Below are 25533 nucleotides of genomic sequence, written 5' to 3'. Positions count from 1 at the left end.
GTTGCGGCAGGCACGATGGCCCGACGGAACCGTCATTCCTGTGGCACACCCCGACCACGGAACTTCTATCGTCAGGCAGGTCTCCTGGCTTGCGGGTCAAAGCCTTCATCGTCCGTCTTCCCGGCATTGTTGCCAGTGACATGTTGGACGAACGGCTCACCGCTCACAGTTGCGGGACAGCTCCGGTTTTTACCGGATTCCCTCTTAGCTTCCATCGCGGGACGGAAGAACCTTGACGCCGCGAACTTACACTCCCTCTGCCGACTGTCAACAGCGCCGCTTCATGCAGAATCATCGCATCAATGCGATGCGCCGGAGCCACCGACGGCAACGATCGTAAAGGGTTTTCCTTCGACGGGAATCGTCCGGACCTCCTTCAGGCTTTCCGCATCGACAACGCGAACCAGCGAGTGCCGCGGATCGGCAATGACGATATGACCGTCCGCAACGGCAAGGCGCGGCCGCGGATCACGCCAATGGCCGTCCTTGCTGTAGGGCTCGGTGACCTTGACCTTGCGAGCGATCTCGCCCTTGATCACGTCCAGCACATGAAGATCGCCGTCCTCCGTCAGGATGTAGGCATTGCGCGGCGTTGCCGGGTCCAGCAGGAAGTCGACGCGGCGGGTGGGCAGGGCGATCAGCCGGAAATGCTCCTCGGCGTCCGGATCGATCAGGACGATTTTGTCTTCGCCGTAGTTGCCGAGGAAGAACTGCATCGCCTTGCCACCAAGCAAGGTCCCGGTGCTGCCCTTTGGCAGGTCCGCCGGGTAAGCGAGCATTTCCAGCTTCGGGCCATCAATGCCCCCCGGGCCGGCAACGAGAACGCCTTCCTTGCAACCGAAGGCAACCAGCCGGGCCGAGGTGGCCTCGCCGTGAAGATCGGTGCATTTCGCGACGTCACCGAGCTGCTTGCCCGCTTCATCGACGACGCGAAGGCCGACCCTCGGCGGCAGTTCGTCGGGCTTGGTTTGGATTTCAGTGTTCGGGACCGACACGAGCACGAAACGACCCATCGTTACCGCTACGCCGTGATGCGGCTTCGTCGTGTCGACTGTCTTCACGTCGGCCCTGCCTTCGAGAAGAGCTGTTTCGTCGATGATATCCGCCTTGCCGCCTCGATCGTAAAAGAGGACCGCATGGTCGTCATGCGGGACGACGTGGAAAGGACGCTTGCCTTCGAAAGTCACGGGCAGCAACCCGACCTCGGAAACCTCCAGATCCCGATGCTCCCCGTGATCGGAGAAATCGATGCCAGTCCTGATGACGTGCACGATGTCATGATCTGACTGGGTAGCGAATACGGTCTGGCCGGAGGCACTAGCGGTCAGGGCCGCGGGACCCTTGACGTCATAGCGGCCGAGTTCCTTGCCGTTCTCGAAGTTGATGGCACGCACGACGGGGTTCGTGTGATCGCCGACAAACAGGCGCCATGCCTCCTTCGTCTCATGATCTTCATCGGCAAACGCTCCGGACGCCGCGAAGATAAGACCTGATGCGACAGCAGCTAGCAGACGATTTGGAGTGAGGGACAAATTCATGAGGTTCCTTCCTTATTGTTTGAACTTTTCCGCGCCGAGTGGCTATCCAACACATGACCGGCCTACCGATTTACGGTTGTTTCGATCGCGAACTAAATTATGTTATATCGTTACATCCAATTGATGATTGTAATAACATTACATAAGCGACCGTTGTCAATCCCTGTGATGACGACATTTGCCTGTTTCACGCTCAAGGACTGCCTGGCGGCAGTCGGCCTTGCCGTTTGAGAAAAATCCGTCGTTGCTGACATAAAACTCTTACATATCGGGAGGAAATCTGCCGTTGGCGGGCCGTGGGACCTGCCGAACGGAAGAGGACCTTCTCCGATGACGACATTGCAGCAGGTGGCGACACGAGCCGGATGTTCGCTGGCGACGGCGAGCCGGGCGCTCAATCGCAACGGCAATGTCAGCGATCGCATGGCCCGCAGGGTCCGCCGCGCGGCGGCAGAGCTCGGTTACCGGCCGATCAATTCAGCGGCCGGCAGGCCCGGGCAACGGCCGATCGTCGGCGTGCTGATCCCCAGCATCACCAATCCCGTCTTCGCCTCGTCGCTTTCCAGCATCCAGAACCGCATGCTGGTTGCCGGCCATGGGGTGCTGATCGCCCAGTCGAACTACGACCCTGCACGCGAGGCGGACGCAGTCGCCTCGCTTCTCAACGACCGGCCGACCGGGCTGATCCTGACCGTCTGCGATCCCGCCACAAGCGTTGCCCTCACGTCCTCGCTGCCGCCAACCGTGCTTCTCAACAACATGCCGACCTCGCTGTTTCCCGCCGCCGTGACCGTGGACAATCGCGGTGCCGGCCGGGAGCTGACGCAGATGCTGATCGGTCTCGGCCATCGACGCATCCTGTTCGTCTCCGGAAATTTCGCGGCTTCCGACCGCGCGCGTCGCCGGCATGAGGGTTATCGCGATGCGATGATCAAGAATGGCGTTGAACCCTTGGAAGCGGTCGAGATTTCCTTCCTCGACGGCTACGACCAGCTCGATCTCAGCGCGGCGCTCGCGACCGTATCGCCGACGGCGATCATCGCCTCCAACGATCTTCTTGCACTCGGCGTCATCAGCGCGCTGCGGCGCGAAGGACTTTCCGTACCCCGCGATATCTCCGTCGCCGGTTTCGACGGGATCGCCATTGGGCGGCTGGTGGACCCGCCGCTGACAACGGTGGAGATGCCGGATGCGAGCATGGGGGCGGCTGCGGCCTCGCTGCTGCTGGACATCGCCGAGAATGCGGCGCCCGCCCGGCATCTCGACGTCGCCTATATGCTGCGCCGGGGCGGCACGGTGCGGGCAATCCACTAACGCTTCATGCAAAAGGAAAACTGCCGCTTCCGATCGGAAACGGCGGCTCGTGGTGCGGTTGGGCCGGAGTGGCGCTTAGCTGCGCGGCAACAAGCCCTTCACTTCGGAAGCGGCATCCTCCAGCGCTTGCTTCGGGGTGGCCTGCTGTTCGACGATGCGCGACAGGTTCTCGACGATCGCCTGGGTGACCTTGACGCCGTTGGTGCCCGGGAAGGCGTACCAGGGAACCATGCGGTCCATCTGGCTGAGGCCGGCGACGAAGAGCGGGTTTTCCTTGTAGAAATTGCCGAGGTAGTCCGGCGACTTGGCGGCAAGCTCGTTGTTGGGAACGTAGCCGGTGCCCGGAACGACGACGGAGGCGCCATACGGACCGGCGGCGAACTTGGCGAACTTCCAGGCGGCCTGCTGTTTTTCGGCATTGCGGGCGAGGATGACGACGGCATTGCCGCCGGTCGGCAGCTTGCCCTTGACCGGATCGATCAGCGGGATCTGCGCGGTGCGCAGGTCGAACTTGTCGCCGACGCTCTTGATCGTGTTGCGCAGGGCGCCGGTCGTCTTGAACTCGATGCCGACCTTGCCGGCGAAGAAGGCCTGTTCACCGGCCTGGGCCGTGAAGACCGGCAGGCCGCCCTGCTTGACCATGCGGTCGAGCGTCTCGACAGCCTTCAGGCCTTCCGGTCCGGCGAAAGCGACGGACTTTTCGTCGGCGCCCAGCATCTGGCCGCCGGCGCCGAACAGCAGTGCGGAGAACATCCAGTCGTCGCCCTGCCAGCGGAAGTCGATGCCTTCGACGCCGTTGCCGAGCGCCTTGATCTTGGCGCCGAGCGCGATGACTTCGTCCCAGGTCTTCGGCGGAACGTCCGGATTGCCGCCGGCAGCCTTCACCAGGTCGGCATTGTAGTACATGATCGGGTTCGACGTTGCGAAGGCGAGGCCGACCTGCTTGCCCTTGACCTGGGCGAGCTTCAGGATGTTGTCGGAGAAGCCGAGCTTGCCCATGTCGCCTTCCTTGGCGATGAATGGAGCGAGATCGACGGGCAGGTCGCGCTCCTGAACCATGCGCAGGCGGTTGAGGCCGATAAAGGTCAGGTCCGGCATTTCCGCCGTGCCGGCCTGGCGCATGATCAGCTGGATGCCCTCTTCATAGGTCGCCGACGGATTGGCGAACTGGATCTTGATGTCCGGATTTTCTTCCATGAACTTCTTCGAGATCGTGTCCATCACGTCCTTGAAGAAACCCGGCATCGGATAATGCACGGTCAATGTCGTTTCGGCATGGGCCGGAAGCGACACCGTCATGGCAATCGCCGCGGCGGCGAGGATGTTGGTGAGATGCTTCATCGCATAGTCTCCTGGTTGATGCCGGTCAGCCTTTGAGACCGGTCATGGTGATGCCCTCGACGAAGCGCTTCTGTGCCAGAAGAAAAGCCGCAACGAGGGGAGTGGTGATGATCAGCGTGGCGGCCATCAGGGCGCCGTAGTCGTCGCCGGCCTCGGCGGCGCGGAAATAGAGGAGGCCAAGCGGCGGCGTCGCATAGGTCTGGTTGGAAACCACGATCAACGGCCAGTAGAGGTCGTTCCAGTGGGCGACGACCGAGAAGATCGCGAACGCGGTGATCGCCGGCCAGGCATTCGGCACGATCACGCGGCCGATAATGCCGAGTTCCGACATGCCGTCGAGCCGGGCGGCATGTATCAGGTCGTCCGGTATCGCGCGGAAGAACTGCAGAAACAGGAAGATGCCGAAAACGGAGATGGTGAAGGGGGCGACCAGCGCGAAATAGCTGTTGAGCACGGCCATGCGGTCGAAGGCGACATAGAGCGGCAGGGCGGTCGCGTGGATCGGCACCAGCAGGCCGAGCATGACCAGCACCACCATCAGCCTTGCCGCGCGGAACTTCAGCTTCGCCATGGCGTAGGCGCAGGGAATGGCGATCATCACCTGGAAAACGAAGATCAGCGCGCAGACGGCGACGCCGTTGAAAAGCAGCCGCGTCATCGAGACGCGCGTCAGCGCCTTGGCGAAGTTCTGGACGTAGGACCAGTGCTGCGGGATGAGCGACAGCGACGAGGAGAAGATGTCGCTCTGTGCCTTGCCGGCGGTGGAAATCATGAAGACGTAAGGGGCGAGAAATATCGCCGCCCCGAAGATCAGGATCGACAGGCGGACGGCGCGCCCGAGGGTGAAGGCTGAAGCACTCATGAGTAATGCACCTGCTTGTCCTGGACGCGGTATTGCAGGAACATCAGCACTACCAGGATGGCCAGGAAGACGACCGTCATCGCCGAGGCGTAGCCGACCTTCAGGTAGACGAACCCTTCCTGGTAGATGGTGAAAAGCAGCACTTCGGAAGCCTTGTTCGGCCCGCCCTCGGTCAGCGTCTTGACCGTCTCGAAGACCTTGACCGCATTGATGATGCTGATCGTCGTGACGAACAGCGTCGTCGGTCCGAGCATCGGCCAGGTGACCAGCCGGAACCGGTCGAAGGCGGAGCGGGCGCCATCGACATGCGCGGCGTGATAGAGCTCGCGGGGGATTGCGGTGAGGCCGGCCAGGAACAGGACGAGATTGAAGCCGACCGATTGCCAGATGCCGATGATCGACAGGCTGTAGAGGACGGATGTCGAGGCGCCCAGCCAGTTGGGACGCGGCAGGCCGCCAAGCGCCAGAAGCGCGTTGATCGGGCCGATCGTCGGGTGGAAGAGATATTGCCAGACCGTCGCCATCGCGACGAGCAGCGAGGCGACCGGCAGGAAATAGGCGGTTCGAAAGAAGGAACGGCCGATATTCTCGCTTTCGATCAGCATCGCCAGGCCGAGCGCCGTGAAGATCGAGATCGGCGCGACGATCGCGGCATAGACCGTCGTGTTCCACAGCGAGCGGCGGAAGGTGCGGTCGGTAAAGAGCTCTGTGTAATTGTCGAAGCCGACGAACCGGAAACCCGCATAACCGAGCTCGTAGTCGGTAAATCCGAACAGGATCACCACCGCGACCGGCAGCAGGATGAAGACGAACAGGAGAACCATAGCCGGCAGCGACAGCACGAGCGCAGCGCGCGCCTCCTGCCGCTCCGCAGCCGAACGGGCAGGTTTTCTGATGAGGGGGAGTGCAGCAGAGACCGCGTCAGCCATGGGCCGTCTCCAACCGGACAGCAGCATCGACCGGTGTCGAGGGCAGGCGATGGCCCTCCTCGGCAAAGACGAAGAGACGGTCGGCGGAGAAGTCGAGACGCACCGGCATGCCGGCGGCAAGACCGGCACCTTCGGCGGGTGAAAGCTTGGCGACCACGGGTTCGCCGATCGCATCCAGGCGGCAATAGAGGATAATCTCGGAGCCCAGGAACTCGATGCGGTCGATGCGTGCCGGCAGGCCCTGCTGGCCGCTACGGGAGACGCGGATGAATTCCGGCCGAATGCCGATCGTTACAGATGCGCCCGCAGCAACCGTCTCACGATGTAATCCGACCCGGATATCGCCGAACGCTATCGTGCCATCGGCCCCGACCTGCGACGGAAAAAGGTTGATGCGCGGCTGGCCGATGAAACGAGCAACTTCGACATGCGCCGGATCGTCATAGATCACCTGCGGCGAGGCGAGCTGCAGCAGCGAACCGCCGATCATCACTGCAACGCGATCGGCCATGGACAGCGCTTCCGCCTGGTCATGGGTGACATAGAGTGTCGGCACGCCGGCGCGGCGGTGCAGTTCGACGATCTCGCCACGGGCATGGACGCGCAGGTTGGCATCCAGGTTGGAAAGCGGTTCGTCCATCAGGAAGACGGAGGGGCGCCGCACCATGGCGCGGCCGAGCGCGACGCGCTGGCGTTGGCCGCCGGACATCTGGCCGGGCTTGCGATCGAGCAGGTGGTCGATCTTCAGCGACACCGCCATCTCGCGCACGTCGCGCTTGATCGCCGCCACCGCCTGCCGCTGGCCGGGCATCAGCGGGCCGACCAGCGGCAGGCGCTGCGCCCGTGTCAGCTTGCGCATGACCATCGGCACGGCGATGTTCTGCGCCGCCGTCAGGTGCGGATAAAGCGCGTAGGACTGGAACACCATGGCGACGTTGCGGTCGGCCGCCGGCACCGGCGACAGGTCGCGGTCGCCGAGCATGATCTCGCCGGCGTCAGCGCTTTCGAGGCCGGCAAGGATGCGTAGCAGCGTGCTCTTGCCGCAGCCGGAGGGGCCGACGAGGGCGATGAACTCGCCGGGACCGGCGTCAAAGCTGACGCCCTTGAGGATCGGATTGCCGGAGAAGGATTTTTCGATACCGCGAAGCGAAAGAGCGGTCATTCGGCGCTCTCCGTTTGCTTGGCACTGGTCGGATAGACTTCCTCGATGACGTCGTCGAGGACATAGGCGGTCATTCCGGGCACGGCGACGATATCGCTTTCAACGTCGTCGCCGAATTCATGCACGACCGCGCCGACCAGCCGCTCGCCCGGCATTTCGCGCACCAGCTTGTCGAGGATGAAGGCGGCCGACGGAGCCCAGGTGAGGGCGGTGTTCTCGAAACGGCCCTGCCAGGCCCAGTGCAGGTGACCGCTCGCGAAAAGCGCCACGTCATGGGCGGCGATCAGTTCGTAGAGACGCTTGCGTTGCGCCGGGCGGACGCTCCAGTAGCCCGTGTCGCCCTCATGCGGCTCGTCGACGAACAGCGGCTTGTGGGCAAACAGCGCGATGCGGCGGCCGCGACGCTCTTCGAGGGTTTCGCGGAGCCATTCGAACTGGGCTTCCTCCTCGTCGTCCTCATGACCGAGCAGGAGCGAATTTAGGCCGACGAAACGCCAGCCGTTGGTGTCTTCGAACCAACGGTCCTCTCCGACGAGGTCCCGCCAGCGGTTGAGGCGCTCGGCATTGACCGGCTGCTCGGACCCCGGCAGGTGGCCGACATCGTGATTGCCCGGCAGGATCAGCATTGGGATCGAAGTCTGCCGCATCAGGTCCATGCAGAAGGTGATATCGCCCGGCTTGTCGGCGCCATCGACGGTCAGATCCCCGGTATGGATGATGAGATCGGCGCGGGTATCCTCGATCCAGGTCAGCAGCGGCGCCCAGTTGCCGTTGAAATGCGACTTCTCCGGGCTGAAATGGGTGTCGGTAATCTGGATGATCTTCACGGCAGCTCTCCGGTCTCGCAAGTGCCCTCCACAGGTGGGGGAAGGCGTTTACGGTTCCTTAGAGCGCTATCGTGTCAGGCCGGTTACAGAGTTTTCCAGCGTTCTTTCATTTCTGTCATAGGACTGTAAAACAGGCCGGTTTCCGCCTGGCGGATCGCTTCATCGCGCATTCAAAATGCTCTCGGGCGAACAACGTCGCTGTCTTGAACCCACGGCCTCATTTCCTAAATCAATCTGCGGTCCACGGCGAAAAGGAAAGGAGGTCGCGATGGCTAATACGTTGTTTGACAAACCGCTGTTTGTGAAAACATCTCGCTATGTTCAAGAGCTTGCCAGCCTGGAAGACGTCTTCGACTTTCTCGACGAGTGGCCGATCGACAAAAGAGGCGACACATACGAGGTGTTGTCGAAGGCTTGTCGGATGGCCGCTCAGGGCATCTTCCCCTTGCCAGCAATCCGAGAGAACGTGCGCCGGTTCCTGCTGAAGGAGCGCGTGTTGGCGAACATCGAGGAGGTGCCTCTGTTCGCAAGAACCACGACCGACCGCAATCTCGGCTCATGAGACAGATAAAGCCCCGCGGCCGGTTCGGGTTACGGGGCTTTAGACGAACGAAGTTGCCCGGTCGTGTCAGGCGCACCATACGCCGCCTCCGCTATCGGAGCCGTGGGCAAGCGCTGGTGCTGGAGACGAGAACCTATGCGTCCGGATTATTCAACGGCACGTAGCCACGGCTTTTTCGGTCCAGCCAATCGAGCCTGGATTTACCGGACGCTCGGAGATAGGCGGCTGCCTTGAGGACAAGCGGATGACGCAAATCCTGTTTTTTCAGCCAATTCCTTGCTTTGCCCCTGTACCACCCCATCAGGGCGGCCTTTTCCGGTTCGTCACTGTATGCCCGCACCAGGAGCGTCAAAACTCCGTCTGAAAACGCGTAGACATCGTATTCGTAGTGGTAGTCGTAGAACCCGTCGCTGTCAGGTTCGGACGCATCGATATGATGCGAGACCTCCACCGTCATGGGCCACGCTGGAGCGCTCTGCCCGCGGAGGGCGGAAATCCGCCACAGGGCCACTCGTACCGGATAGTACAGTCGTTCAATCTGGGACAAATTCACCCGCCAACAAGTTTGCCTGCAAGGCACTGCATTTTACCCAAAGCGCTCGAAACCGCCGCCACGACTTCAGTCCTCCCGGCCTGTACCTCTACGATGGTCGTCTTCGATGGCATCGCCACACGATCACCAACGGCTCCGGGCTTAGTTCAGCCTTTTGCCGGTCTCGGCGTCGAACAGGTGCGCCCTCTCGGGATTGCCCTTCACATGTATCATTTCGCCGACGGCGATGTCGCGGTCTCGGGGGAACTCGACGGTCAGCATTTTCGAATGGCCGACTTCGACATAGCCGTAGGTCTGGCTGCCGAGCCGTTCGGCCACCATCAGTTCGCCGCTGAACCAGGCCTGTTCGGGGGAACAGGGGGTCAGCTCTTCGGGCCGAATTCCGAGCGTGACTTCCTCGCCGGCAAGCGTCCTTGCGCCTGGAATGCTGCCGGCCGCCGTCTTTCCCAGAAGTTTCAGGCTTTCTCCATCGGAGGCGATCTCCGCTGGCAGGGTGTTCATGGTCGGGCTGCCGATGAAGCGGGCGACGAACAGGCTCGACGGGTTGTGATAGAGATCGAGCGGCTTGCCGATCTGCTCCACCACGCCGCCGTTCATCACCACGATGCGGTCGGCCAGCGTCATGGCCTCCACCTGATCGTGCGTGACATAGACCGTGGTCGCCTTCATGCGGTTGTGCAGTTTTGCGATTTCCAGGCGCATCTCGACGCGCAGCGCAGCGTCGAGATTGGAAAGCGGTTCGTCGAACAGGAAAGCCGCCGGCTCGCGGACAATCGCACGGCCCATGGCGACCCGCTGGCGCTGGCCGCCCGACAATTGTGCCGGCCGGCGATCAAGATAATCCCTGATCTTCAGGACATCGGCAGCCTGACCGACGCGGCTTTCGATTTCACGGTCGTCGCCGCCGCGCATTTTGAGGCCGAACGACATGTTTTCCCGCACGCTCATATGCGGGTAAAGAGCATAGTCCTGAAAGACCATGGCGATGTTGCGCTCGGCCGGTGGAAGCAGGTTGACCGTGCGGCCTTCGATATCCAGTTCGCCGCCCGAGATCTCCTCCAGCCCGGCGATCATGCGCAGCAGCGTCGATTTCCCGCATCCGGAAGGGCCGACGAGAACCAGGAATTCGCCGCTTTGGATCTCGATATTGATGTCGTGGATGACCTGCAGGGCGCCATACGACTTCCGGATCTTCTTCAACGCTATGCCAGCCACGAGGTCCTCCCAAACATTTTCAAGCTTGACGCCACTTATCGATATCAATATCGATAATGATAACTTTGGAAATGTGCAACCGGCTGGATGAGTGAGATGGCCTATTTTTCCGCTAGATCGACATCGGTCAGATCGCCCAAGGCGGGCGCCGCCTTCAATGCGTTGAAGCGCGACATCATGCTCGGGACGCTGGCGCCGGGGACCGGCCTTACGGAATTGGAACTGGCGGCCCACTTCCAGTGCAGCCAGGGCACCGTCCGGGAAGCGCTCCTGCAACTTCAGGAGGAAGGGCTGGTCCGTCGTCGCGGGCATCGTGGGACGCAGGTTTCCGAGTGCACGGAAGACGAGGCAATCGAGATGTTCCGGCTGCGTCAGCAGATAGAGGGCAACGGCATGGCGCGCGTCATGCGCGCTCGCAGCCGCACGCTGGTCAAGGAACTCGAGAGCCTGCTCGACAAGATGCTGCTTGCGGCTGCGGCGGGTGACGAGTTGGAGCTTGCGGCCTTCGACCGCGATTTCCATCGGCGCATCTTCGAGGATGCCAACCTGCCGGCGCTTGATCCCATCCTTCACCGTTGCCTCGTGCATAATCACCGGTTCAAGATTTCCCGCAGCCCGATGGCGCGGGATCTCGAGGCGACGGCATTGCGGCATCGCAGCATCATCGACGCGATCGAAAGCGGTGATGCCGGGCGGGCGACCGCCGCCATGCGTCATCATATCGCGACCATCGTCGATCTCGGGCCTGAAGTTTTCCCGGAGGCGACACAGTGAACGACCTCTCTCAACTGTCGGACACGCTTTCGGACGAAATGCTGGCGCTGACGCAGCGGGTTGCGGCGGATCTCGGACCTCTGCCGGATCCGACGACCCTTCCGCCGGCGGAAGGTCGTGTACAGACGCTTGCCGCCAATGTGCGATGGAATGTCAATCTGCCAGCCATGGCAAACGTCGGGGAGGTTTGGGTAGCGGAAGATGCGCGCCTTGGTTCGGCCCACTGTCGCCTCAAGGTGTTCGTGCCGCCGGATGCCGCGGATGGCGCCATTCTGTTCGTGCATGGCGGCGGCTTCGCCTTCTGCTCGCCGGAAACCCATGAGCGTTGCGCGCGGGTTCTTGCGCTGGAAAGCGGCATGCCGGTCGTGATGCCCGATTACCGGCTGGCCCCGGAAGCGCCCTATCCGGCCGGGCTCATGGATGTCGTTGCGACGCTCCGAGGTCTTTTCGAGGCGACCGCCGGCGAAGGCGTCCGCCCTGGTCCCCTGGTCATCTCCGGCGACTCGGCGGGAGCCAACATTGCTCTGGCAGCGATACTGCATGAACAGGCCGAGGGCCGACGGCTGCCGGATGCCGCGCTGCTCTTTTACGGCACTTATGCGCGCTCTTTCGAAACGGCATCTTATGTCCGTTTCGCCGAAGGCCCGGCACTTACGCGCGGCAAGATGCAGCGCTACTGGTCGTTCTATGCCGGTCAGCGCGCAGTCGAGGATGATCCGCTTGCCTGCCCCCTTGCGGCGTCCGATGCGGCCTTGGTGGCGCTGCCGCCGCTTTATCTGATGGCGGCGGCGGTGGACCCGCTGCTTTCCGACACCGTGAGCCTGAGCCAGCGTCTCAGGGCTCTCGGCCGGGACGACGAGCTGCACGTCGTGCCGGGCGTCATCCACGGTTTCCTGCAGAACACCAATGAACTTTCGGCCGCGCGGGAGGCGTTGGCGGCCGCAGGCAGTGCAGCAAGGCGACTGACACAACGTCGATGACGTGAACGGATCAAGAGGAGGAGACTATGAAATTTCTGAAGACACTCGCGCTTAGCGCCGCTCTTGCGGCTTCGGCCGCATTCGGTCAGGCGAAAGCGGAAACCGTCCGCTTCTGGTACCATTTCGACAACCCGGCAAACCCGATGTCGGACCTGGTCAAGAAGTTCGAGACAGCCAATCCCGGCATCAAGATCGAAGCCGAGAACGTGCCGTGGAACAGCTACTACGACAATCTTTACACTGCGCTGGTTGGCGGCAATGCGCCGGATGCGGCGATGGTGAAGCTCTTCGCCCAGCCCCGGCTTGCGGAAATGGGAGCGCTGGAGCCGATCGGCAAGCAGCTGGACGCGTGGAAGGGCAAGGCCGACCTGCTGGACAACCTGCTCGACCTGAACAAGGGTCCGGATGGAAAGCAGTATTACCTGCCTATCCAGTACGTGGTCCTTTATCTCTATTACCGGACCGATCTCTTCCAGGCGGCCGGTCTGCAGCCGCCCAAGACCTGCGAAGATTTCCGCAATGCGGCGATCAAGCTCACCAATGCGCCGCAGACCTACGGCTTCGGCTTGCGCGGCGGCAAGGGTGGCTGGGACCAATGGGGCGCTTTCGTGCTCTCCCAGGGCGCCGAGCTGAAGCCGGGTGGCCTGACCAAGCCCGAGGCGATCGCCGCCAACCAATGGCTGGTCGACCTCTTTCAGAAGGACAAGGTCATTCCGCCGTCCGCGCCGAATGACGGTTTCCAGGAGATCGTCGCCGCGTTCAAATCCGGCAAGACGGCCATGACCATCCACCATATCGGTTCGTCCAAGGATCTCGTTGCGGCTCTCGGCGACAAGGTGTCCGCCGTGCCGGTTCCGAAATGCGGCAATGGTCAATGGACGTCTTACGGCGATGAGTCGCTTGCGATCTTCTCCTCGTCCTCGGTCAAGGACGCTGCCTGGAAGTGGATCTCCTTCCTGGCCGAGGGCCAGAACAACGTCGCCTTCAACGGCGCGACGGGCCAGCTGACCGTCACGAAGAGCGGCTCTGCCGACTGGAAGCTCCATGAGCGCCGTTTCGTCGAAGCGACCGTCCAATCCCTGCCGTTCGCCAGGGTGCTGCCGCAGAACTCCGCGGTCTCGGAATTCGTCAACACGGCCTGGCAGACCAACATGCAGCGGGCGTTGACCGGCCAGATCACGCCCAAGCAGATGATGGAACAGTTGCAGACGCTGTTTGCCCAGTAAAAGTCGCCTCCGGTCCCGGCACGTCCTGTGTCGGGGCCTCTTTCCCCGCCTCGAGGCTGGATCCGCATGTCCCGATCGAACCATTCTACCGTGGAGCGCCGCACGCTGTTCCAATGGCATTCTGAGCGGCTTCTGCCGTACTGGCTGCTTGCACCGGCTGTCGTGGTGACCGTCGTCATCGTCTTCATGCCGATGGTGCAGGCCGTCTTCACGAGCTTCTATGACTTGATCCTGTTTCGCCCCAATGCCAGCAAGTTCGTGGGCTTCGGCAACTACATCAAGCTGTTCAACGATCCGGTCTTCTGGACGGCGTTGTGGAACACCGTCATCTGGATCGGATTGACCGTGCCATTGCAGATGGGGCTCGGGCTTGTCGCGGCCCTGCTCCTCAATCGCGAGTTTCCCTGGCGTGGGTTGGCACGGGCGCTCATCATCATTCCCTGGGCGCTCCCGAGCGTTGTGATCGCGCTGATGTGGCGCTGGATCTATGACCCGAACACGGGCGTGCTCAATGATATCCTCATCTACCTGTCGATCATCCAGTCCGCAGTTCCGTGGCTCGCCGATCCCAACGTGGCGATCTATGCGATCATCGCCACCCTGACCTGGCAGGGCTTTCCCTTCTTCGCGGTGATGATCCTTGCCGGCCTTCAGGGCATTCCGCGCAGCCAATATGAAGCGGCGTCGATCGATGGCGCTTCCACCTGGCGGCAGTTCGTCCATATCACGCTGCCGGGCATCGCGCCGGTGCTCGCGACCGCCGGTTTGCTGCGGGTGATCTGGGTCGCCAATTCCATGGACGTCATCTTCGTCATGACCGGCGGCGGCCCCGGTTATGCCACGCACACCCTGCCGCTTTATGCCTTCATCAAGGCGCGCCAGAACCTCGATTTCGGCTACGGCACCGCGATCGCCGTCACCTTCACGATCCTGCTCGGCGCCTTCGTGGTTCTCTATCTCTCCCGCACGATGCGCGAGGTGGAACGATGAAACAAAGTGCACTTCGCCGGATCATCACCACCGACCTTCCGGTCCTGCTGATCGTCCTCTTCGCCATGGCGCCCTTCGCCTGGATGATCCTGACATCGCTGACGCCGACCGCGGTGTTGAATGCCACGGGCGTGTCGCTTTCGCCGCTCGGCTGGAGCCTCGACAACTACGTGCGGCTCATCGAGCAGACATCCTTCCTCAAGAACATGCTGGACAGCCTGATCATCGCCGCCGGCACGGTTGTCGTCGGGCTGATCGTCTCGGTCACGGCGGCCTATGCCTTTTCGCGCTTCCGGTTTCCGGGCCGCAAGCTGCTGATGCTGCAGTTCCTTCTGATCAACATGTTCCCGATCGTGCTGCTCATCCTGCCGCTCTTCGTGCTGATGCGCCGTTTCAACATCCTCGACACCCATTTCGGTCTGATCCTCGCCAATGCGACGGTGGCGATCCCATTCGCGGTGTGGATGCTGACGAGCTATATCGGCGCCATTCCGAAGAGCCTCGACGAAGCGGCCATGACCGACGGATGCTCGCGCCTGACGGCGCTGCGCAGGATAGTCCTGCCGCTGACCATGCCGGGCATCATCTCGACCGGCATCTACATCTTCATCACCGCCTGGAACGAATATCTCTACGCGCTGACGCTCGGCGGGCGGAACGTGCGCCCGGTCACGGTCGCGATCCAGACGCTGATCGGCGAATACCAGATCGAATGGGGACTGCTGGCGGCAGGCGCAGTGGTCGGCGCAATGCCCGCGACCATCCTTTTCCTTCTCGTGCAGCGGCGCCTGATCGGCGGGCTGACCCAGGGCGCGGTCAAGGGATGAGGCCAAGGAATGGTCGGCGTAGCCGACGAAACGGAATGTAAAAGAGGATGTAACAATGAACCCCATCGGGTTGATTTCCATGCAGTATGCAAGGCCCTTCGCGGCCGAGCATTTTCCGCTGTTTGCAAAGATGCGTCAGCACGGTTTTGACTTCGTGGAGCTTCTGGTCCCGGAAGCCGGCGAACTCGACATCCGGGAAACGAAGAAAGCGCTCGACGATGCCGGTCTCGGCGTCGTGCTCGCCGCTCGCGTCAACCTGCAGCGCAATCTTGCGTCGGCCGATGTCGAAGCCCATCGCGCCGGTGTCGAATACCTGAAATATACGGCCGATTGCGCGGCAGGCCTCGGTTCGAAGATCGTCGGTGGGCCGCTGACGGGCAATCCGCTCGTATTCGCCGGTCGTGCCCCGCAGCCGGTCGACGAGGCCGAACGGCTGGCCCGCAAGGAGCGTTGCGTCAAAGGCCTGAAGGAAGCCGGAGACCACGCTGCCAAAATGGGTGTTTTGCTGGCCGTCGAGCCGCTCAACCGCTTCGAAAGCGACGTTCTTTGCACCACGCAGCAGGCGATGGAACTGCTGGATGCCGTCGATCATCCAGCCGTCAAGCTGATGCTCGACACCTTCCACATGCACATGGAGGAAAGCTCAATCGCCGAGGCCATCCGGCTTGCCGGTGACCGGCTGGTGCATTTCCAGGCCAACGAAAACCACCGCGGCTTCCCAGGCACGGGTTCCACCGATTGGGTCGATGTCTGCCGGGCGCTGCACGAGATCGGCTACAAGGGGCCGGTTTCGCTGGAGCCGTTCCGGCGCAACGACGACCGCTTCGGCGTGCCGTTCGCCCAATGGCGTCCGCCGCACGAGGATGAGAGCGATCGCCTCGCGGCCTCGAGCGCATTCATGAAATCCCATCTCCTGCTTACGGAATATCGTCGATGACTTTGAAAATCGGTTGGATCGGTTGCGGCGTTCACGCAACTCAGATGCTGCTTCCCCAACTCGTGCGCCATGACGTCGAGATCGTCGCGCTGTGCGATATCGATGGCAAACGCCTGAAGGACGCCGGCCGGCAATTTGGCGTCGCCAACCTGACGACGGACGCGCAGACCCTGCTTTCGACCCGCGGCATCGATGCGGTCGGGATGGCCGTCGGCCCGGATCAGCACCTCGCCTTCGGCAAGGCGGCGCTCGAACGAGGCTTGCCTGTCTTCATGGAAAAGCCGCCATCGGGTTCCGCCGCCGGCGCGCGGGAACTTCTGGCCGCTTCGGAAAAGGCGAACAAGCCGCTGCTGCTCGGCTTCATGAAGCGCTATTCGATCGGCAACCGCATGGCGGCGAATATCGTCAAGTCCGGCCGCTTCGGGGAGGTGTTCGGCTTGACCGGTTATTACATGACGGCACCGGGCTATTTCGCCGGCAATGTCGATTATACCGGCTTTTTCCTGCATCACTGCGTGCATTACATGGACCTGGCGTCCTTTCTGGTGTCACCCGTTCGTTCGATCTCGACGCGCAAGGCGGAGAAAGCGCCGGGCCGGCTGCTGTTCCATGTCGCCTTCGAGTTCGAATGCGGAGCGATCGGCAACATTGCCATGGGTACGATCCAGTCACGCGGCACGCCGGTCGAGCGGATCGAACTGATGGGCGACCACCAGCGTATCGAGGTGGAGGACGTGATCGAAATCCGCTGGCATCGCAATCCACCCTTCAAGATCAACGACCTGGGCGCAACGCTGAAGGAAGACTGCGACACGCTGACGTGGAAGCCGAACTTCACCGCCGCAGCCAACGAGGATCCGAAGGGTTACCATTCGTTGCTGGCCGATGTGGTTCCCGCGCTCGGGGGAGCGACGACTCCCGCGCCGACGATCGCCGATGGCGTGATTGCCATGGAGCGTCTGGAAACGGTTCGACGCGAGCTCGCGCTTTGAGGGGGATCCGGCCCCTGTCTGCCGTCGTCAGGCATGTTTCCGCTACTTCATGGATACCGGCAGTCGGGCCGCAAAGTCCATCCTGCGGGGGTGCCCGCAGGATCGACCGGTAACGGAACGGCGTTGGTCAAATCTTGGCACTTTCGCCCGCTTCCTTGAGTGAGGCGAATTTCATCGTCACGCTCTTGAGATTGTCGTCCAGCCACTTGGCCATGGCGATCTCTTCCTCGAGATTGCTTTTCAGCGCCGGCGCCAGTCCCGGAAAGCCGCCATGTTCGGCGATGGTGATGAGCGACTTGTAGGCGGCGATCTCGTAATTCTCGAAAGCGAAATTGGCGAGCGAGTTCTTGATGATTTCGTCGCCGGCAACGCTGTGTCCCATCGCCGCAATGCTGCCAGTAAAGGACAATGCCATGTCCTTCAAGCTGGAATGATCTTCCGAAAGACTCTTGAGAACGTCTTCGATCCTGGCGATCTGACCGTCCGTTTCACGGATATGCTGCTCGAGCCGCGCCGCCACTTCCGGATAGTTTTCGATCCGCGAGACCTGCGGCTTCATGATCGACAGGGCCTGGTTTTCCATGGCGTGCGCGTTCTTGAGGCCGGTCACGAAGATGGAGCGGGTTTCGGATGTATCTGCCATCGCATTTCCTCTTTGGTTGTGTGGGACCCACTAACTGAGAGAAGGAGCGATAGTTCCAGGCCGCTCAGGCCCGGAGAGTATCCGGGGATCCAGCTCCGGGGGCGTGCTCGGGAAGAAAGCTATGATTTTCGGCTGCTCATCGAATGCGCAGCCATCCTGTCGCCGGATTTTTCGCTTTCCGCCGATTGGATCAGGTCGATGCGATCACGGCACGAGGCAATGCTGAGTGCGGCCTGGACCGACGCATCCAGCGGCACCCTGTTCGAAATGAACGCGGAATTCCACCTCGGCATCAGCGCAGCGTCTGGAAACCGCTATATCGAGGAAGCGATGAACCGCCAGAACCAGCTTCGTCGTCTATCCAACTACAACTGGCAGCGTGGCGCTGATCGCGTAGCCGTTACCTGTCGAGAGCATCTGGAAATACTCGAGCGGCTCGAGGCGGGCGATAACGAAGTCGCGGCGGCTCTCATGCGCAAGCATCTGACCGGCGCCCGCGGGACCTCGAAGACGAAAAACTGAATTTTGTACCATAAAAACCTGTCGCGACTATTGCGCTGGGTTTTCGAAGACCCTGAAAGAAAAGGCAAAGCTTGCCGAGCGCTGTTCCCCCGCTCGCAGCACGAAAAGTCCGGAATCACTGCCAGGAGGAAAACCAAAGGCGCCGGCAACGTGCGATACGGGTTCGAGGCAGACATAGTTCGCGGTGCGATGAGCGACGAGGTGTTTCAGTTCCGGCCCAGCCGTCAACGTGGCCTCGATGCCTCCGTTGGTGACAACCGTGGCCCGCTGCCAGTCCGAAAGAAAAAGGGTATGGGCCTCGTTCAGCAGGATTTCCGCACTGCGCGCTTCAGATCGGGTTCCGTCTGGAACGCCCGCGTTACCTGGCGGCCAAATCTTGCCGGCATCGCAGGATGCCGGCCTGCCGAGATCAGCCGCAAAATACGGATGCCAGCCCAATCCGCCCGGCATGGAGGCCTGTCCTGTATTGGCCATTGAAAGCTCGATATCGAGCCGGTCGTTGCCGAGCACGAAGCGCTGTACAGCGCGGAAATCGAAGGGCCAGTCCGGATCGGCCCGGTAGTCCAGCACCAGTTCGATCCGATCGGTGCCGAGCGAGGCCACCTGCCAGGCGCGGCGATGGGCCGGGCCATGCTGGGCATCGGTCCGAAGCGCCGGGTGCGGTAGAACTTCATGGCGCTTGCCGTCATGCATGAAAGCCGCACCGACGAGCTTGTTGTGATAGGGAAACAGCGGGTAGGCGCCGGCCTTCGGCCAGTTCAGCGGCTCGAACTCCGGACCGGCGGTCGGCACCAGGATATCACCCAGCCGGTCATGGACGAGATGGGTCATCCGGCCGCCGTTTTCAGGCAGGAAGCGAGCCTCAAGCGGCCCGCTTCGAATGCTTGGCCAATCCTTCTCCGTCATGTCAGGCGAAGGCATAGGACCCGTCCGGCCGCTTCGGCACGCGACGCTGCCAATGGACATAGCCGTCCTCCTGCATCGCCTTTTCGTCCATCTCGACACCCCAGCCGGGACGGTCCGGGCGAAGCTCGAGATAACCGTCCTTCGGCAGGTAGGGATCGGCGACGTAGCGTGCCGACGCTTCCCGGGTCTCGACTTCGGTCCCGCCATAGACGTAGGCCTGACCCGTCGGCAGGCGGTATTCGAGGATCTTGAAATTCTGCTGGGCGGCGGAGAAATGCACGTTGACCGCGGTTGCCAGAGGTCCCATCGGGTTGTGCGGGGCCACGCCGACATAAAACGCCTCGGCAAGCGTCGCGATGCGGCGCATTTCCGAAAGCCCGCCGACGACACAGATGTCCGGCTGGATCAGATCCGCACCCTTCACCTGCAGCAGACGCAGGAATTCGTAGCGGCTGTAGAGGCTTTCGCCCGTTGCCAGCGTGCATTCGAGCCCCTGCTTGAGTTCGCCCCATGCCTCGATGTTTTCCGGCCGGAGCGGCTCCTCGTAGAACAGCGGGTCGTAAGGTGCGAGTGCGTTGCCAAGCTGCCGGGCGGCGGCGGGCTCGTAGATTTTGGCATGCGCGTCGAAGGCGATCTCGTAGTCGTCGCGAACCGTCTCGCGGAGCTGGCGAAAATAATCGGCGGAGGCCTTCACGACGTTGCCCCAGCGGTTGGTATGCATATCGATCCGCCAGGGGCTGAGCTTGAACGCGGTGAACCCCCAGCCTTCGTTCAGCCGGTCGAATTCGTCGCGCGCCGCCGGTGCGTCCGGCGCGGTGTAGACGCCGGCATAAACCTTGATCTTGTCGCGCACCTCGCCGCCGAGAAGCTTGTAGACGGGCAGGCCCGCAGCTTTCGCAGCCAGGTCCCAGAGGCAATGGTCGAGGCCGGCGATCGCCGCAAGCCCCATGGCGCCGGGAGGAAACCGGCTCTGCTGGATCATCAGATTGACGAGGTAGTCTACCCGCGTCGGGTCCTGACCGGCAACAAAGCCGTAAAGATAGTCGAGAAGCGGTGGCAGCGCCTTGTCCGGCCCGTGGTTGTAGCATTCGCCCCAGCCGGTCAGGCCGTCGTCGGTATCGAGCGCGACGATGACGCGCGGGCGGTCCTTGTCGCGGGTCATGAAAACCCGCATCCGGTCGATCTTCATCTTCTGTGTCCTTACTTGCCGAAATACTGCCGACGCGACACACGCGTCTGCACATAGAGATGCTCGCCCCAGGTGCCCGGCGCATAGGCGCCGCTATCCGGCTGAACCTGTACGGAAAGATTGCCCTGGCTCGGGTAGCGGGCAACGAATTCCTCGTCGATATCGCAACCCAGTCCCGGCGCGTCCGGCACTACGATCAAGCCGTTTTCCTGGACCGGATGCGGCACGATCACGCTCTTGCGCCCCTCCCAGTCGTCGTCGAGGCGTTCCAGGATCAACGCATTCGGGATCGCGGCCATCAAATGCAGAGCGGCATATTCGGCGACCGGCCCGAGCGAGCCGGAATGCGGCGCGAACTGGATGTGGTGCGCCTCCGCCATGGCGGCAATCTTCTTCATCTGGGTAATGCCGCCGGCGCGTCCGGTATCCGGCTGGATGATGTCGACCAGTTCCTTCTCGATCAGCTCGCGCTCACCGAAAATCGTGGCGCTGCGTTCGCCGGCGGCAAGTGGCACATGCGCTGCATCGCGGATGCGGCGGTAGCCGTCTACGTTCTCCGGCGCGATCGGGTCTTCCACCCACATCAGCTCATAAGGCTCGAGCTTGCGCACCAGCCGGCAGGCATCGGCGGGCGTCATCCATGGCGCACCGTGAAGGTCGATGGCGATATCCATCTCGTCGCCGACCGCTTCGCGCAACGTGGCGACCTTTCGGACTGGATCGGAAACGCCGCCGCATTTGATCGCCTTGATGCCGCGGCTCTTCACGGCAAGCGCCTGTTCCACGGTATTGGCATGCGAATAGATCGGAATATGGTCGCGAACCTTGCCGCCGAGCAGGTTCCAGACGGGCACGCCGAGCGCCTTGCCCTTGATGTCCCAGAGCGCCATGTCGATGCCGGTCATGGCACCGCCACCGACCGTGCCGAGCATGCCGTGGCCCATCATGGCGATCATCATCTTCTGCCACAGCTTTTCGATATGCGTCGGGTCCTCGCCGATCAGGAGCGGCGCGAGATCCTTGATCGCCGTCTCGATGACGCGCGGCCAGCCGGAGCATTCGCCGATGCCGGTAATCCCCTCGTCGGTATCGATCTTCAGGAACAGCCAGTTGCGGGTGCCGCCGAAATAACCTCGTTCGGACGATCCCGGACCGGAAGAAGCAGACGCGTCGTCGGACGCCCATTTTGAACGGTGCGGCTGGCCCACATGCATGAGAAAGGTGCGGATTCCTGTGATCTTCATCGCACAGAACTTCTATTCTTGACGTTGCTGGGATCGATGTGGGGGCTTGGCTCGATGTACCGGAACCGCTTGGAGCGATCGCGATCGCGGGGATCCGGCCGGGGAATGGCCGAAATCAATGCCTGCGTGTAGGGGTGATCGGGATTGTTGCAGACCTTGTCCGCTCCGCCGACTTCGACAAGCCGGCCGCGATACATGACGCCGACGCGGTCGCACATGTAGCGAATGACGCCGATATCGTGGCTGATGAAGATGTAGGCGAGCTTGAGCTCGTCCTGCAGCCGCATCAGGAGATCCAGCACCTGGAAGCGCACCGAGACGTCGAGCGCCGAGGTTGCCTCGTCCGCCACGATGATGCGCGGATTGAGCGTGATCGCCCGCGCGATGCCGATGCGCTGGCGCTGACCGCCGGAAAAGGCGTGCGGGTAGCGTTCCCGCCCTGCCGGATCGAGGCCGACCTGATCCATCAGGTGGCAGACCCGCTCGTCGAGTTCCTTGCCCTTCGACAGGCCGTTGACCAGCAGCGGCTCGCCGATCACCTGCGCGACCGTCATGCGCGGGTTGAGCGAGCCGAACGGGTCCTGGAAGACCATGCGCAGCTCGCGACGGGCGGCTTTCAGTTCTTTTCCCTCGAGCTTGGCGAGATCGACCACCCTGCCATCGGCGCGCCGGTAGTGCATTTCGCCGGATGCCGGATCGTAGAGCCGCATGATCGAGCGGCCCAGCGTCGTCTTGCCGGAACCGCTTTCGCCCACGATGCCGAGCGTCTCGCCGGGCAGGAGAGCGATCGACACATCGTTCAGCGCCTTCATCTCCCCGAAATGCATGGAGAGGTTGCGGATGTCGAGGATCGGTTCGGCACTCGTGTCGAGCGGCGGTCGGGCGAGGCGGATTTCCGCCTTCTGCTCCAGCTTCAGCACGGAGCCGATAAGCATCTTCGTATAGGGATCCTTCGGAGTATGGAAAATCTGGTCGACCGGCCCGTATTCCTTGATGACGCCGTGATGCATGACCAGCACGTCGTCGGCAATCTGTGCCACCACGCCCATGTCATGGGTGATGAACAGCACGGCCATTCCGGTCGTCTGCTGCAGGCGCTTGATCAAGTCGAGGATTTCCGCCTGGGTCGTCACGTCGAGCGCGGTGGTCGGCTCGTCGGCGATCAGCAGCTGCGGTTTGCACGCAAGCGCCATGGCGATCATGGCGCGCTGGCGCATGCCGCCGGAATACTGGAAGGCGTAGCGGTCGAGCGCCTGTTCCGGATTGGGGATCTCCACCTGCCGCAGCAGTTCGGCGGCTTCCTTGCGGGCCTGCGCCTTGCTCATGTTCAAATGCAGCCGCAGCACTTCGGTAATCTGGTCGCCGACGGTGTGCACCGGCGAAAGCGACGACATCGGCTCCTGGAAGATCATCGCGATGTCGCGGCCGCGGACGGCGCGGATCGCCTTGCTGCGCGGATCAAGCCTCGCCAGGTCGACCGACGTGCCGTCCTGGCGATTGAGGATGATCGAACCGGAGGCGATGCGACCGGGCGAGTCGATGATCTGCAGGATCGAGCGGGCGGTGACGGATTTGCCGGAGCCGCTTTCGCCGACCACGCAAAGGGTCTTGCCGGGCTCGATCGAAAACGAAATGTCGTTGACCGCCTTGAAGATGCCGGTGCGAAGCGGAAACTCCGTCACCAGGTTCTTCACGTCGAGCAGCGTCTTGCCCGCTGCCATCGAAGGACGGGGCGTGATGGATAGGATATCGGTCATCCGCGCCTCACTTGTTGTACGGGTCGGCCGCATCACGCAGACCGTCGCCGAAAAGGTTGAGTGCCATGACGGCGATGACGACCGCGAGCCCCGGCATGAACAGCCATGGCGCGGTGGCGATGGAGCGGATGTTCTGCGCCTCGCGCAGAAGAACGCCCCAGGAGACTGTCGGCGGCTGCAGGCCGAGGCCGAGGAAAGAGAGCGATGTTTCCGCCAGGATCATCGCCGGCACGGCCAAGGTCATCGAGGCGATGATATGGCTCGAGAAGCTTGGCAGCATGTGACGGAAGATGATCCGGCCCTCCGAGACGCCGTCGAGACGAGCGGCGGCGACGAATTCCTCGGTTCGCAGCGACAGGAAGCGGCCGCGCACGACGCGGGCAAGTTGCGCCCAGCCGGTGAACGACAGGATGACGGTGATCATCATGTATTGCAGTGCCGCCGGCCACCCCTGCGGCAGGGCTGCGGCGAGCGCCAGCCAGATCGGAATGGTCGGCAGCGACAGCACGAAGTCGATGACGCGCTGCATGACGAAGTCGATCCGGCCGCCGTAGTACCCGGAAATGCCACCGAGCACGATGCCGAGCAGCAGCGACAGGAACACGCCGACCAGGCCGATCGACAGCGAGATCTGTGCACCCTGCACCGTGCGGCTGTAGACGTCGCGTCCGAGACGATCGGCGCCGAAGAGGTAGAGCGGCTTGCTGTCGTCGGTGGTGGCGATCAGGTGGATGTCGGTCTCGAACAGGCCAAGCACTGAATAGGTGTAGCCACGCCCGAAGAACTGGATGGGAATCTTCGTATTGGTATCCTCGACGAAGAGGGCGGCAAGCGTGTTCGGATCGCGCGTCAGCTTCATCCCGTAATAATACGGGCCAAAACTGAACCCGTTGGCCGTATCGAGGAAATGAATGCTCTGCGGCGGATGGAAGGTTGAACGGGCGTTCTGCAGGATCGGGTCGTTGATCGCGAAAAAGCCGGGGAAGATCGCGACAATGTACATCGCGACGGTGACGACAAGGGCGGCCATGGCGAGCTTGTGCCGCTTGAAGGCCCACCAGATCAGCTGCCATTGCGCCGCGACGGCGACGCGATCGGGGCGATCGTTAAGGATGGTTGCATCGACCATTCGGGCCTCCTATTCGAGCCGGATGCGCGGATCGACCAGCGCAAGCAGGATGTCGCTGATCAGCGAGCCGATCAGCGTGAGAGCGCAGATCAGGAGCACGAAGGCGCCTGCGAGATACATGTCCTGCGCCATCAGCGCCTGGAGAAGCAGGGGCGCCGCTGTCGGCAGGTTGAGCACGATCGCCACCACGACCGAGCCGGAGATCAGGTTGGGCAGAAGCCAGGCGATCGTCGAGATGAATGGGTTGAGCGCGATGCGCAGCGGGTATTTGATCAGCAGCCGGAACTCCGAGAGCCCCTTGGCACGAGCGGTCGTGACGTAAGGTTTGGGCAGCTCGTCCAGCATGTTGGCGCGCATGACGCGGATCAGGCTCGCAGTCGAGGATACCGCGAGGATCGCCACCGGCAGCCACAGACGCGACAGAAGGTCGAGCGTCTTGGCAATGCTCCAAGGCGCCGTCTCGTATTCCGGTGAGAAAAGGCCGCCCACATCCGCGCCGAACTCGACGGCGGCGATATACATCAGCACCAGCGCCAACAGGAAAGACGGGATCGACAGGCCGAAGAACGTGAAGGCCGTGAATGCATAGTCACCGATCGAATATTTCTTGACCGCCGAGTAGACGCCGATCGGCAGCGCGATCGCCCAGGTGGCGATCAGGCTTGCGAGCGCGAGGACCAGGGTCAGCGCCATGCGTTCCCAGATAAGGCCGGAGACCGGTTGCTGCCATTCGAACGAGATGCCGAAATCACCGCGGGAAAGAATTCCCCAGATCCATTTCAGATATTGCACCAGCATGGACTGGTCGAGGCCGAACCGCTCGCGGAGTGCGGCTGCGGTGTTCTGATCGACCACTTCGTTGGAAGAGGCAAGCGTCGCGATATAGGTAGTGACGAAGTCGCCCGGCGGAAGCTGGATCAGAACGAAGGCGAGGAAGCTGACCGCAAACAGCGACGGGATCATCCATAGCAGACGTTTGATGATAAATTTCAGCATGCAAAGCTCGCAATTCGGATTGCACGGCATGCCAATACGAAAGCCTTCGACCGTCGTTCGGGCAGGTGATGCAATGGGACCGGAAGGGTGCCGCCGCCGGTCGGGCGGCGGCACAGTT

At 62.2% G+C, this 25533-nt stretch carries 25 protein-coding genes and 1 riboswitch; of the genes, 10 read left to right on the top strand and 15 right to left on the bottom strand.

Features of this window, described 5'->3' with window-relative positions; translation table 11 throughout:
• Positions 1-57: 57 nt before the first annotated feature.
• A riboswitch (cobalamin riboswitch) is annotated at positions 58-251 on the bottom strand.
• A gap of 48 nt (positions 252-299) precedes the next feature.
• Positions 300-1538: a zinc metallochaperone AztD gene (gene aztD, locus ACSQ3G_RS31450; protein ID WP_436113132.1), complete on the bottom strand. Its 1239-nt coding sequence runs from the start codon at positions 1536-1538 to the stop codon at positions 300-302.
• Positions 1539-1868: 330 nt separating this feature from the next.
• On the opposite strand from aztD, the gene ACSQ3G_RS31445 reads away from it, so the two are divergent.
• Positions 1869-2852, top strand: a complete 984-nt coding sequence (locus tag ACSQ3G_RS31445) for a substrate-binding domain-containing protein (RefSeq protein WP_436113131.1) — start codon at positions 1869-1871, stop codon at positions 2850-2852.
• A gap of 75 nt (positions 2853-2927) precedes the next feature.
• Here the strand turns inward: ACSQ3G_RS31445 and ACSQ3G_RS31440 are convergent, their stop codons facing one another.
• The 5 genes from ACSQ3G_RS31440 to ACSQ3G_RS31420 are packed head-to-tail and all read right to left on the bottom strand — an operon-like array spanning position 2928 to position 7973.
• Positions 2928-4193, bottom strand: coding sequence for an ABC transporter substrate-binding protein (locus ACSQ3G_RS31440; RefSeq protein WP_436113130.1), 1266 nt, complete (start codon positions 4191-4193; stop codon positions 2928-2930).
• 25 nt (positions 4194-4218) lie between these two features.
• A complete protein-coding gene (locus ACSQ3G_RS31435; protein WP_436113129.1) occupies positions 4219-5055 on the bottom strand; it encodes a carbohydrate ABC transporter permease in 837 nt (278 codons plus the stop codon).
• Complete coding sequence (locus tag ACSQ3G_RS31430; protein ID WP_436113128.1) at positions 5052-5984, bottom strand: carbohydrate ABC transporter permease; 933 nt, start codon at positions 5982-5984, stop codon at positions 5052-5054. Before ACSQ3G_RS31430 ends, ACSQ3G_RS31435 begins: the two co-directional genes overlap by 4 nt.
• Positions 5977-7146: an ABC transporter ATP-binding protein gene (locus tag ACSQ3G_RS31425; RefSeq protein WP_436113127.1), complete on the bottom strand. Its 1170-nt coding sequence runs from the start codon at positions 7144-7146 to the stop codon at positions 5977-5979. The genes ACSQ3G_RS31430 and ACSQ3G_RS31425 overlap by 8 nt, the downstream gene beginning before the upstream one ends.
• The gene (locus ACSQ3G_RS31420) at positions 7143-7973 is read right to left on the bottom strand and encodes a metallophosphoesterase family protein (RefSeq protein ID WP_436113126.1); all 831 of its coding nucleotides are present in this window, start codon (positions 7971-7973) and stop codon (positions 7143-7145) included. The genes ACSQ3G_RS31425 and ACSQ3G_RS31420 overlap by 4 nt, the downstream gene beginning before the upstream one ends.
• Positions 7974-8241: 268 nt before the next feature.
• On the opposite strand from ACSQ3G_RS31420, the gene ACSQ3G_RS31415 reads away from it, so the two are divergent.
• Positions 8242-8535, top strand: a complete 294-nt coding sequence (locus ACSQ3G_RS31415; protein ID WP_436113125.1) for a DUF982 domain-containing protein — start codon at positions 8242-8244, stop codon at positions 8533-8535.
• 133 nt (positions 8536-8668) lie between these two features.
• Here the strand turns inward: ACSQ3G_RS31415 and ACSQ3G_RS31410 are convergent, their stop codons facing one another.
• Together ACSQ3G_RS31410 and ACSQ3G_RS31405 are read right to left on the bottom strand one after the other, a co-directional pair.
• Positions 8669-8992, bottom strand: a complete 324-nt coding sequence (locus ACSQ3G_RS31410; RefSeq protein WP_436113124.1) for a hypothetical protein — start codon at positions 8990-8992, stop codon at positions 8669-8671.
• Positions 8993-9229: 237 nt separating this feature from the next.
• Positions 9230-10303, bottom strand: a complete 1074-nt coding sequence (locus ACSQ3G_RS31405; protein WP_105401748.1) for an ABC transporter ATP-binding protein — start codon at positions 10301-10303, stop codon at positions 9230-9232.
• A gap of 96 nt (positions 10304-10399) precedes the next feature.
• Between ACSQ3G_RS31405 and ACSQ3G_RS31400 the strand changes: the two genes are divergently transcribed.
• The 7 genes from ACSQ3G_RS31400 to ACSQ3G_RS31370 all read left to right on the top strand — a co-directional run bounded on the left by ACSQ3G_RS31400 (position 10400) and on the right by ACSQ3G_RS31370 (position 17029).
• The gene (locus tag ACSQ3G_RS31400) at positions 10400-11077 is read left to right on the top strand and encodes a GntR family transcriptional regulator (protein WP_046665516.1); all 678 of its coding nucleotides are present in this window, start codon (positions 10400-10402) and stop codon (positions 11075-11077) included.
• On the top strand, positions 11074-12057 hold the full coding sequence (locus tag ACSQ3G_RS31395; RefSeq protein ID WP_436113123.1) for an alpha/beta hydrolase: 984 nt from the start codon (positions 11074-11076) through the stop codon (positions 12055-12057). The genes ACSQ3G_RS31400 and ACSQ3G_RS31395 overlap by 4 nt, the downstream gene beginning before the upstream one ends.
• Positions 12058-12083: 26 nt before the next feature.
• The gene (locus ACSQ3G_RS31390; protein WP_046665517.1) at positions 12084-13283 is read left to right on the top strand and encodes an ABC transporter substrate-binding protein; all 1200 of its coding nucleotides are present in this window, start codon (positions 12084-12086) and stop codon (positions 13281-13283) included.
• Between the two features lie 66 nt (positions 13284-13349).
• Positions 13350-14273 carry a carbohydrate ABC transporter permease gene (locus ACSQ3G_RS31385; RefSeq protein WP_436113122.1) on the top strand — a complete coding sequence of 308 codons (924 nt, stop codon included), beginning with the start codon at positions 13350-13352 and terminating at the stop codon, positions 14271-14273.
• Positions 14270-15100: a carbohydrate ABC transporter permease gene (locus ACSQ3G_RS31380; RefSeq protein ID WP_105401751.1), complete on the top strand. Its 831-nt coding sequence runs from the start codon at positions 14270-14272 to the stop codon at positions 15098-15100. The genes ACSQ3G_RS31385 and ACSQ3G_RS31380 overlap by 4 nt, the downstream gene beginning before the upstream one ends.
• A gap of 55 nt (positions 15101-15155) precedes the next feature.
• The gene (locus ACSQ3G_RS31375; RefSeq protein WP_436113121.1) at positions 15156-16037 is read left to right on the top strand and encodes a sugar phosphate isomerase/epimerase family protein; all 882 of its coding nucleotides are present in this window, start codon (positions 15156-15158) and stop codon (positions 16035-16037) included.
• Positions 16034-17029 carry a Gfo/Idh/MocA family protein gene (locus ACSQ3G_RS31370; protein WP_436113120.1) on the top strand — a complete coding sequence of 332 codons (996 nt, stop codon included), beginning with the start codon at positions 16034-16036 and terminating at the stop codon, positions 17027-17029. Before ACSQ3G_RS31375 ends, ACSQ3G_RS31370 begins: the two co-directional genes overlap by 4 nt.
• Positions 17030-17156: 127 nt before the next feature.
• On the opposite strand, the gene ACSQ3G_RS31365 is transcribed toward ACSQ3G_RS31370, so the two are convergent.
• A complete protein-coding gene (locus tag ACSQ3G_RS31365) occupies positions 17157-17672 on the bottom strand; it encodes a ferritin-like domain-containing protein (protein ID WP_436113119.1) in 516 nt (171 codons plus the stop codon).
• On the opposite strand from ACSQ3G_RS31365, the gene ACSQ3G_RS31360 reads away from it, so the two are divergent.
• Positions 17616-18194, top strand: a complete 579-nt coding sequence (locus ACSQ3G_RS31360) for a GntR family transcriptional regulator (RefSeq protein ID WP_436113118.1) — start codon at positions 17616-17618, stop codon at positions 18192-18194. The two genes, ACSQ3G_RS31365 and ACSQ3G_RS31360, sit on opposite strands and share 57 nt — an antisense overlap.
• A 27-nt stretch (positions 18195-18221) precedes the next feature.
• Here the strand turns inward: ACSQ3G_RS31360 and ACSQ3G_RS31355 are convergent, their stop codons facing one another.
• Genes ACSQ3G_RS31355 through ACSQ3G_RS31330 form a run of 6 tightly spaced genes read right to left on the bottom strand, consistent with a single transcriptional unit; the run spans position 18222 to position 25415 of the window.
• Positions 18222-19115, bottom strand: coding sequence for an aldose epimerase family protein (locus ACSQ3G_RS31355; protein ID WP_436113117.1), 894 nt, complete (start codon positions 19113-19115; stop codon positions 18222-18224).
• Positions 19102-20289, bottom strand: a complete 1188-nt coding sequence (locus tag ACSQ3G_RS31350) for a galactarate dehydratase (RefSeq protein ID WP_037086004.1) — start codon at positions 20287-20289, stop codon at positions 19102-19104. Before ACSQ3G_RS31350 ends, ACSQ3G_RS31355 begins: the two co-directional genes overlap by 14 nt.
• Positions 20290-20300: 11 nt before the next feature.
• Positions 20301-21533: a mandelate racemase/muconate lactonizing enzyme family protein gene (locus ACSQ3G_RS31345; RefSeq protein WP_436113116.1), complete on the bottom strand. Its 1233-nt coding sequence runs from the start codon at positions 21531-21533 to the stop codon at positions 20301-20303.
• On the bottom strand, positions 21530-23290 hold the full coding sequence (locus ACSQ3G_RS31340) for an ABC transporter ATP-binding protein (RefSeq protein WP_436113115.1): 1761 nt from the start codon (positions 23288-23290) through the stop codon (positions 21530-21532). Before ACSQ3G_RS31340 ends, ACSQ3G_RS31345 begins: the two co-directional genes overlap by 4 nt.
• A 7-nt stretch (positions 23291-23297) precedes the next feature.
• Entirely contained in the window at positions 23298-24419 is a 1122-nt protein-coding gene (locus ACSQ3G_RS31335; RefSeq protein WP_436113114.1) for an ABC transporter permease, read from the bottom strand.
• Between the two features lie 9 nt (positions 24420-24428).
• Positions 24429-25415, bottom strand: coding sequence for an ABC transporter permease (locus ACSQ3G_RS31330; RefSeq protein ID WP_037085996.1), 987 nt, complete (start codon positions 25413-25415; stop codon positions 24429-24431).
• Between the last annotated feature and the right edge of the window lie 118 nt (positions 25416-25533).

It is taken from the genome of Neorhizobium tomejilense, from assembly GCF_964254135.1.
Lineage (GTDB): Bacteria > Pseudomonadota > Alphaproteobacteria > Rhizobiales > Rhizobiaceae > Neorhizobium > Neorhizobium tomejilense.
This window is presented reverse-complemented; position numbering and strand designations above follow the sequence as displayed.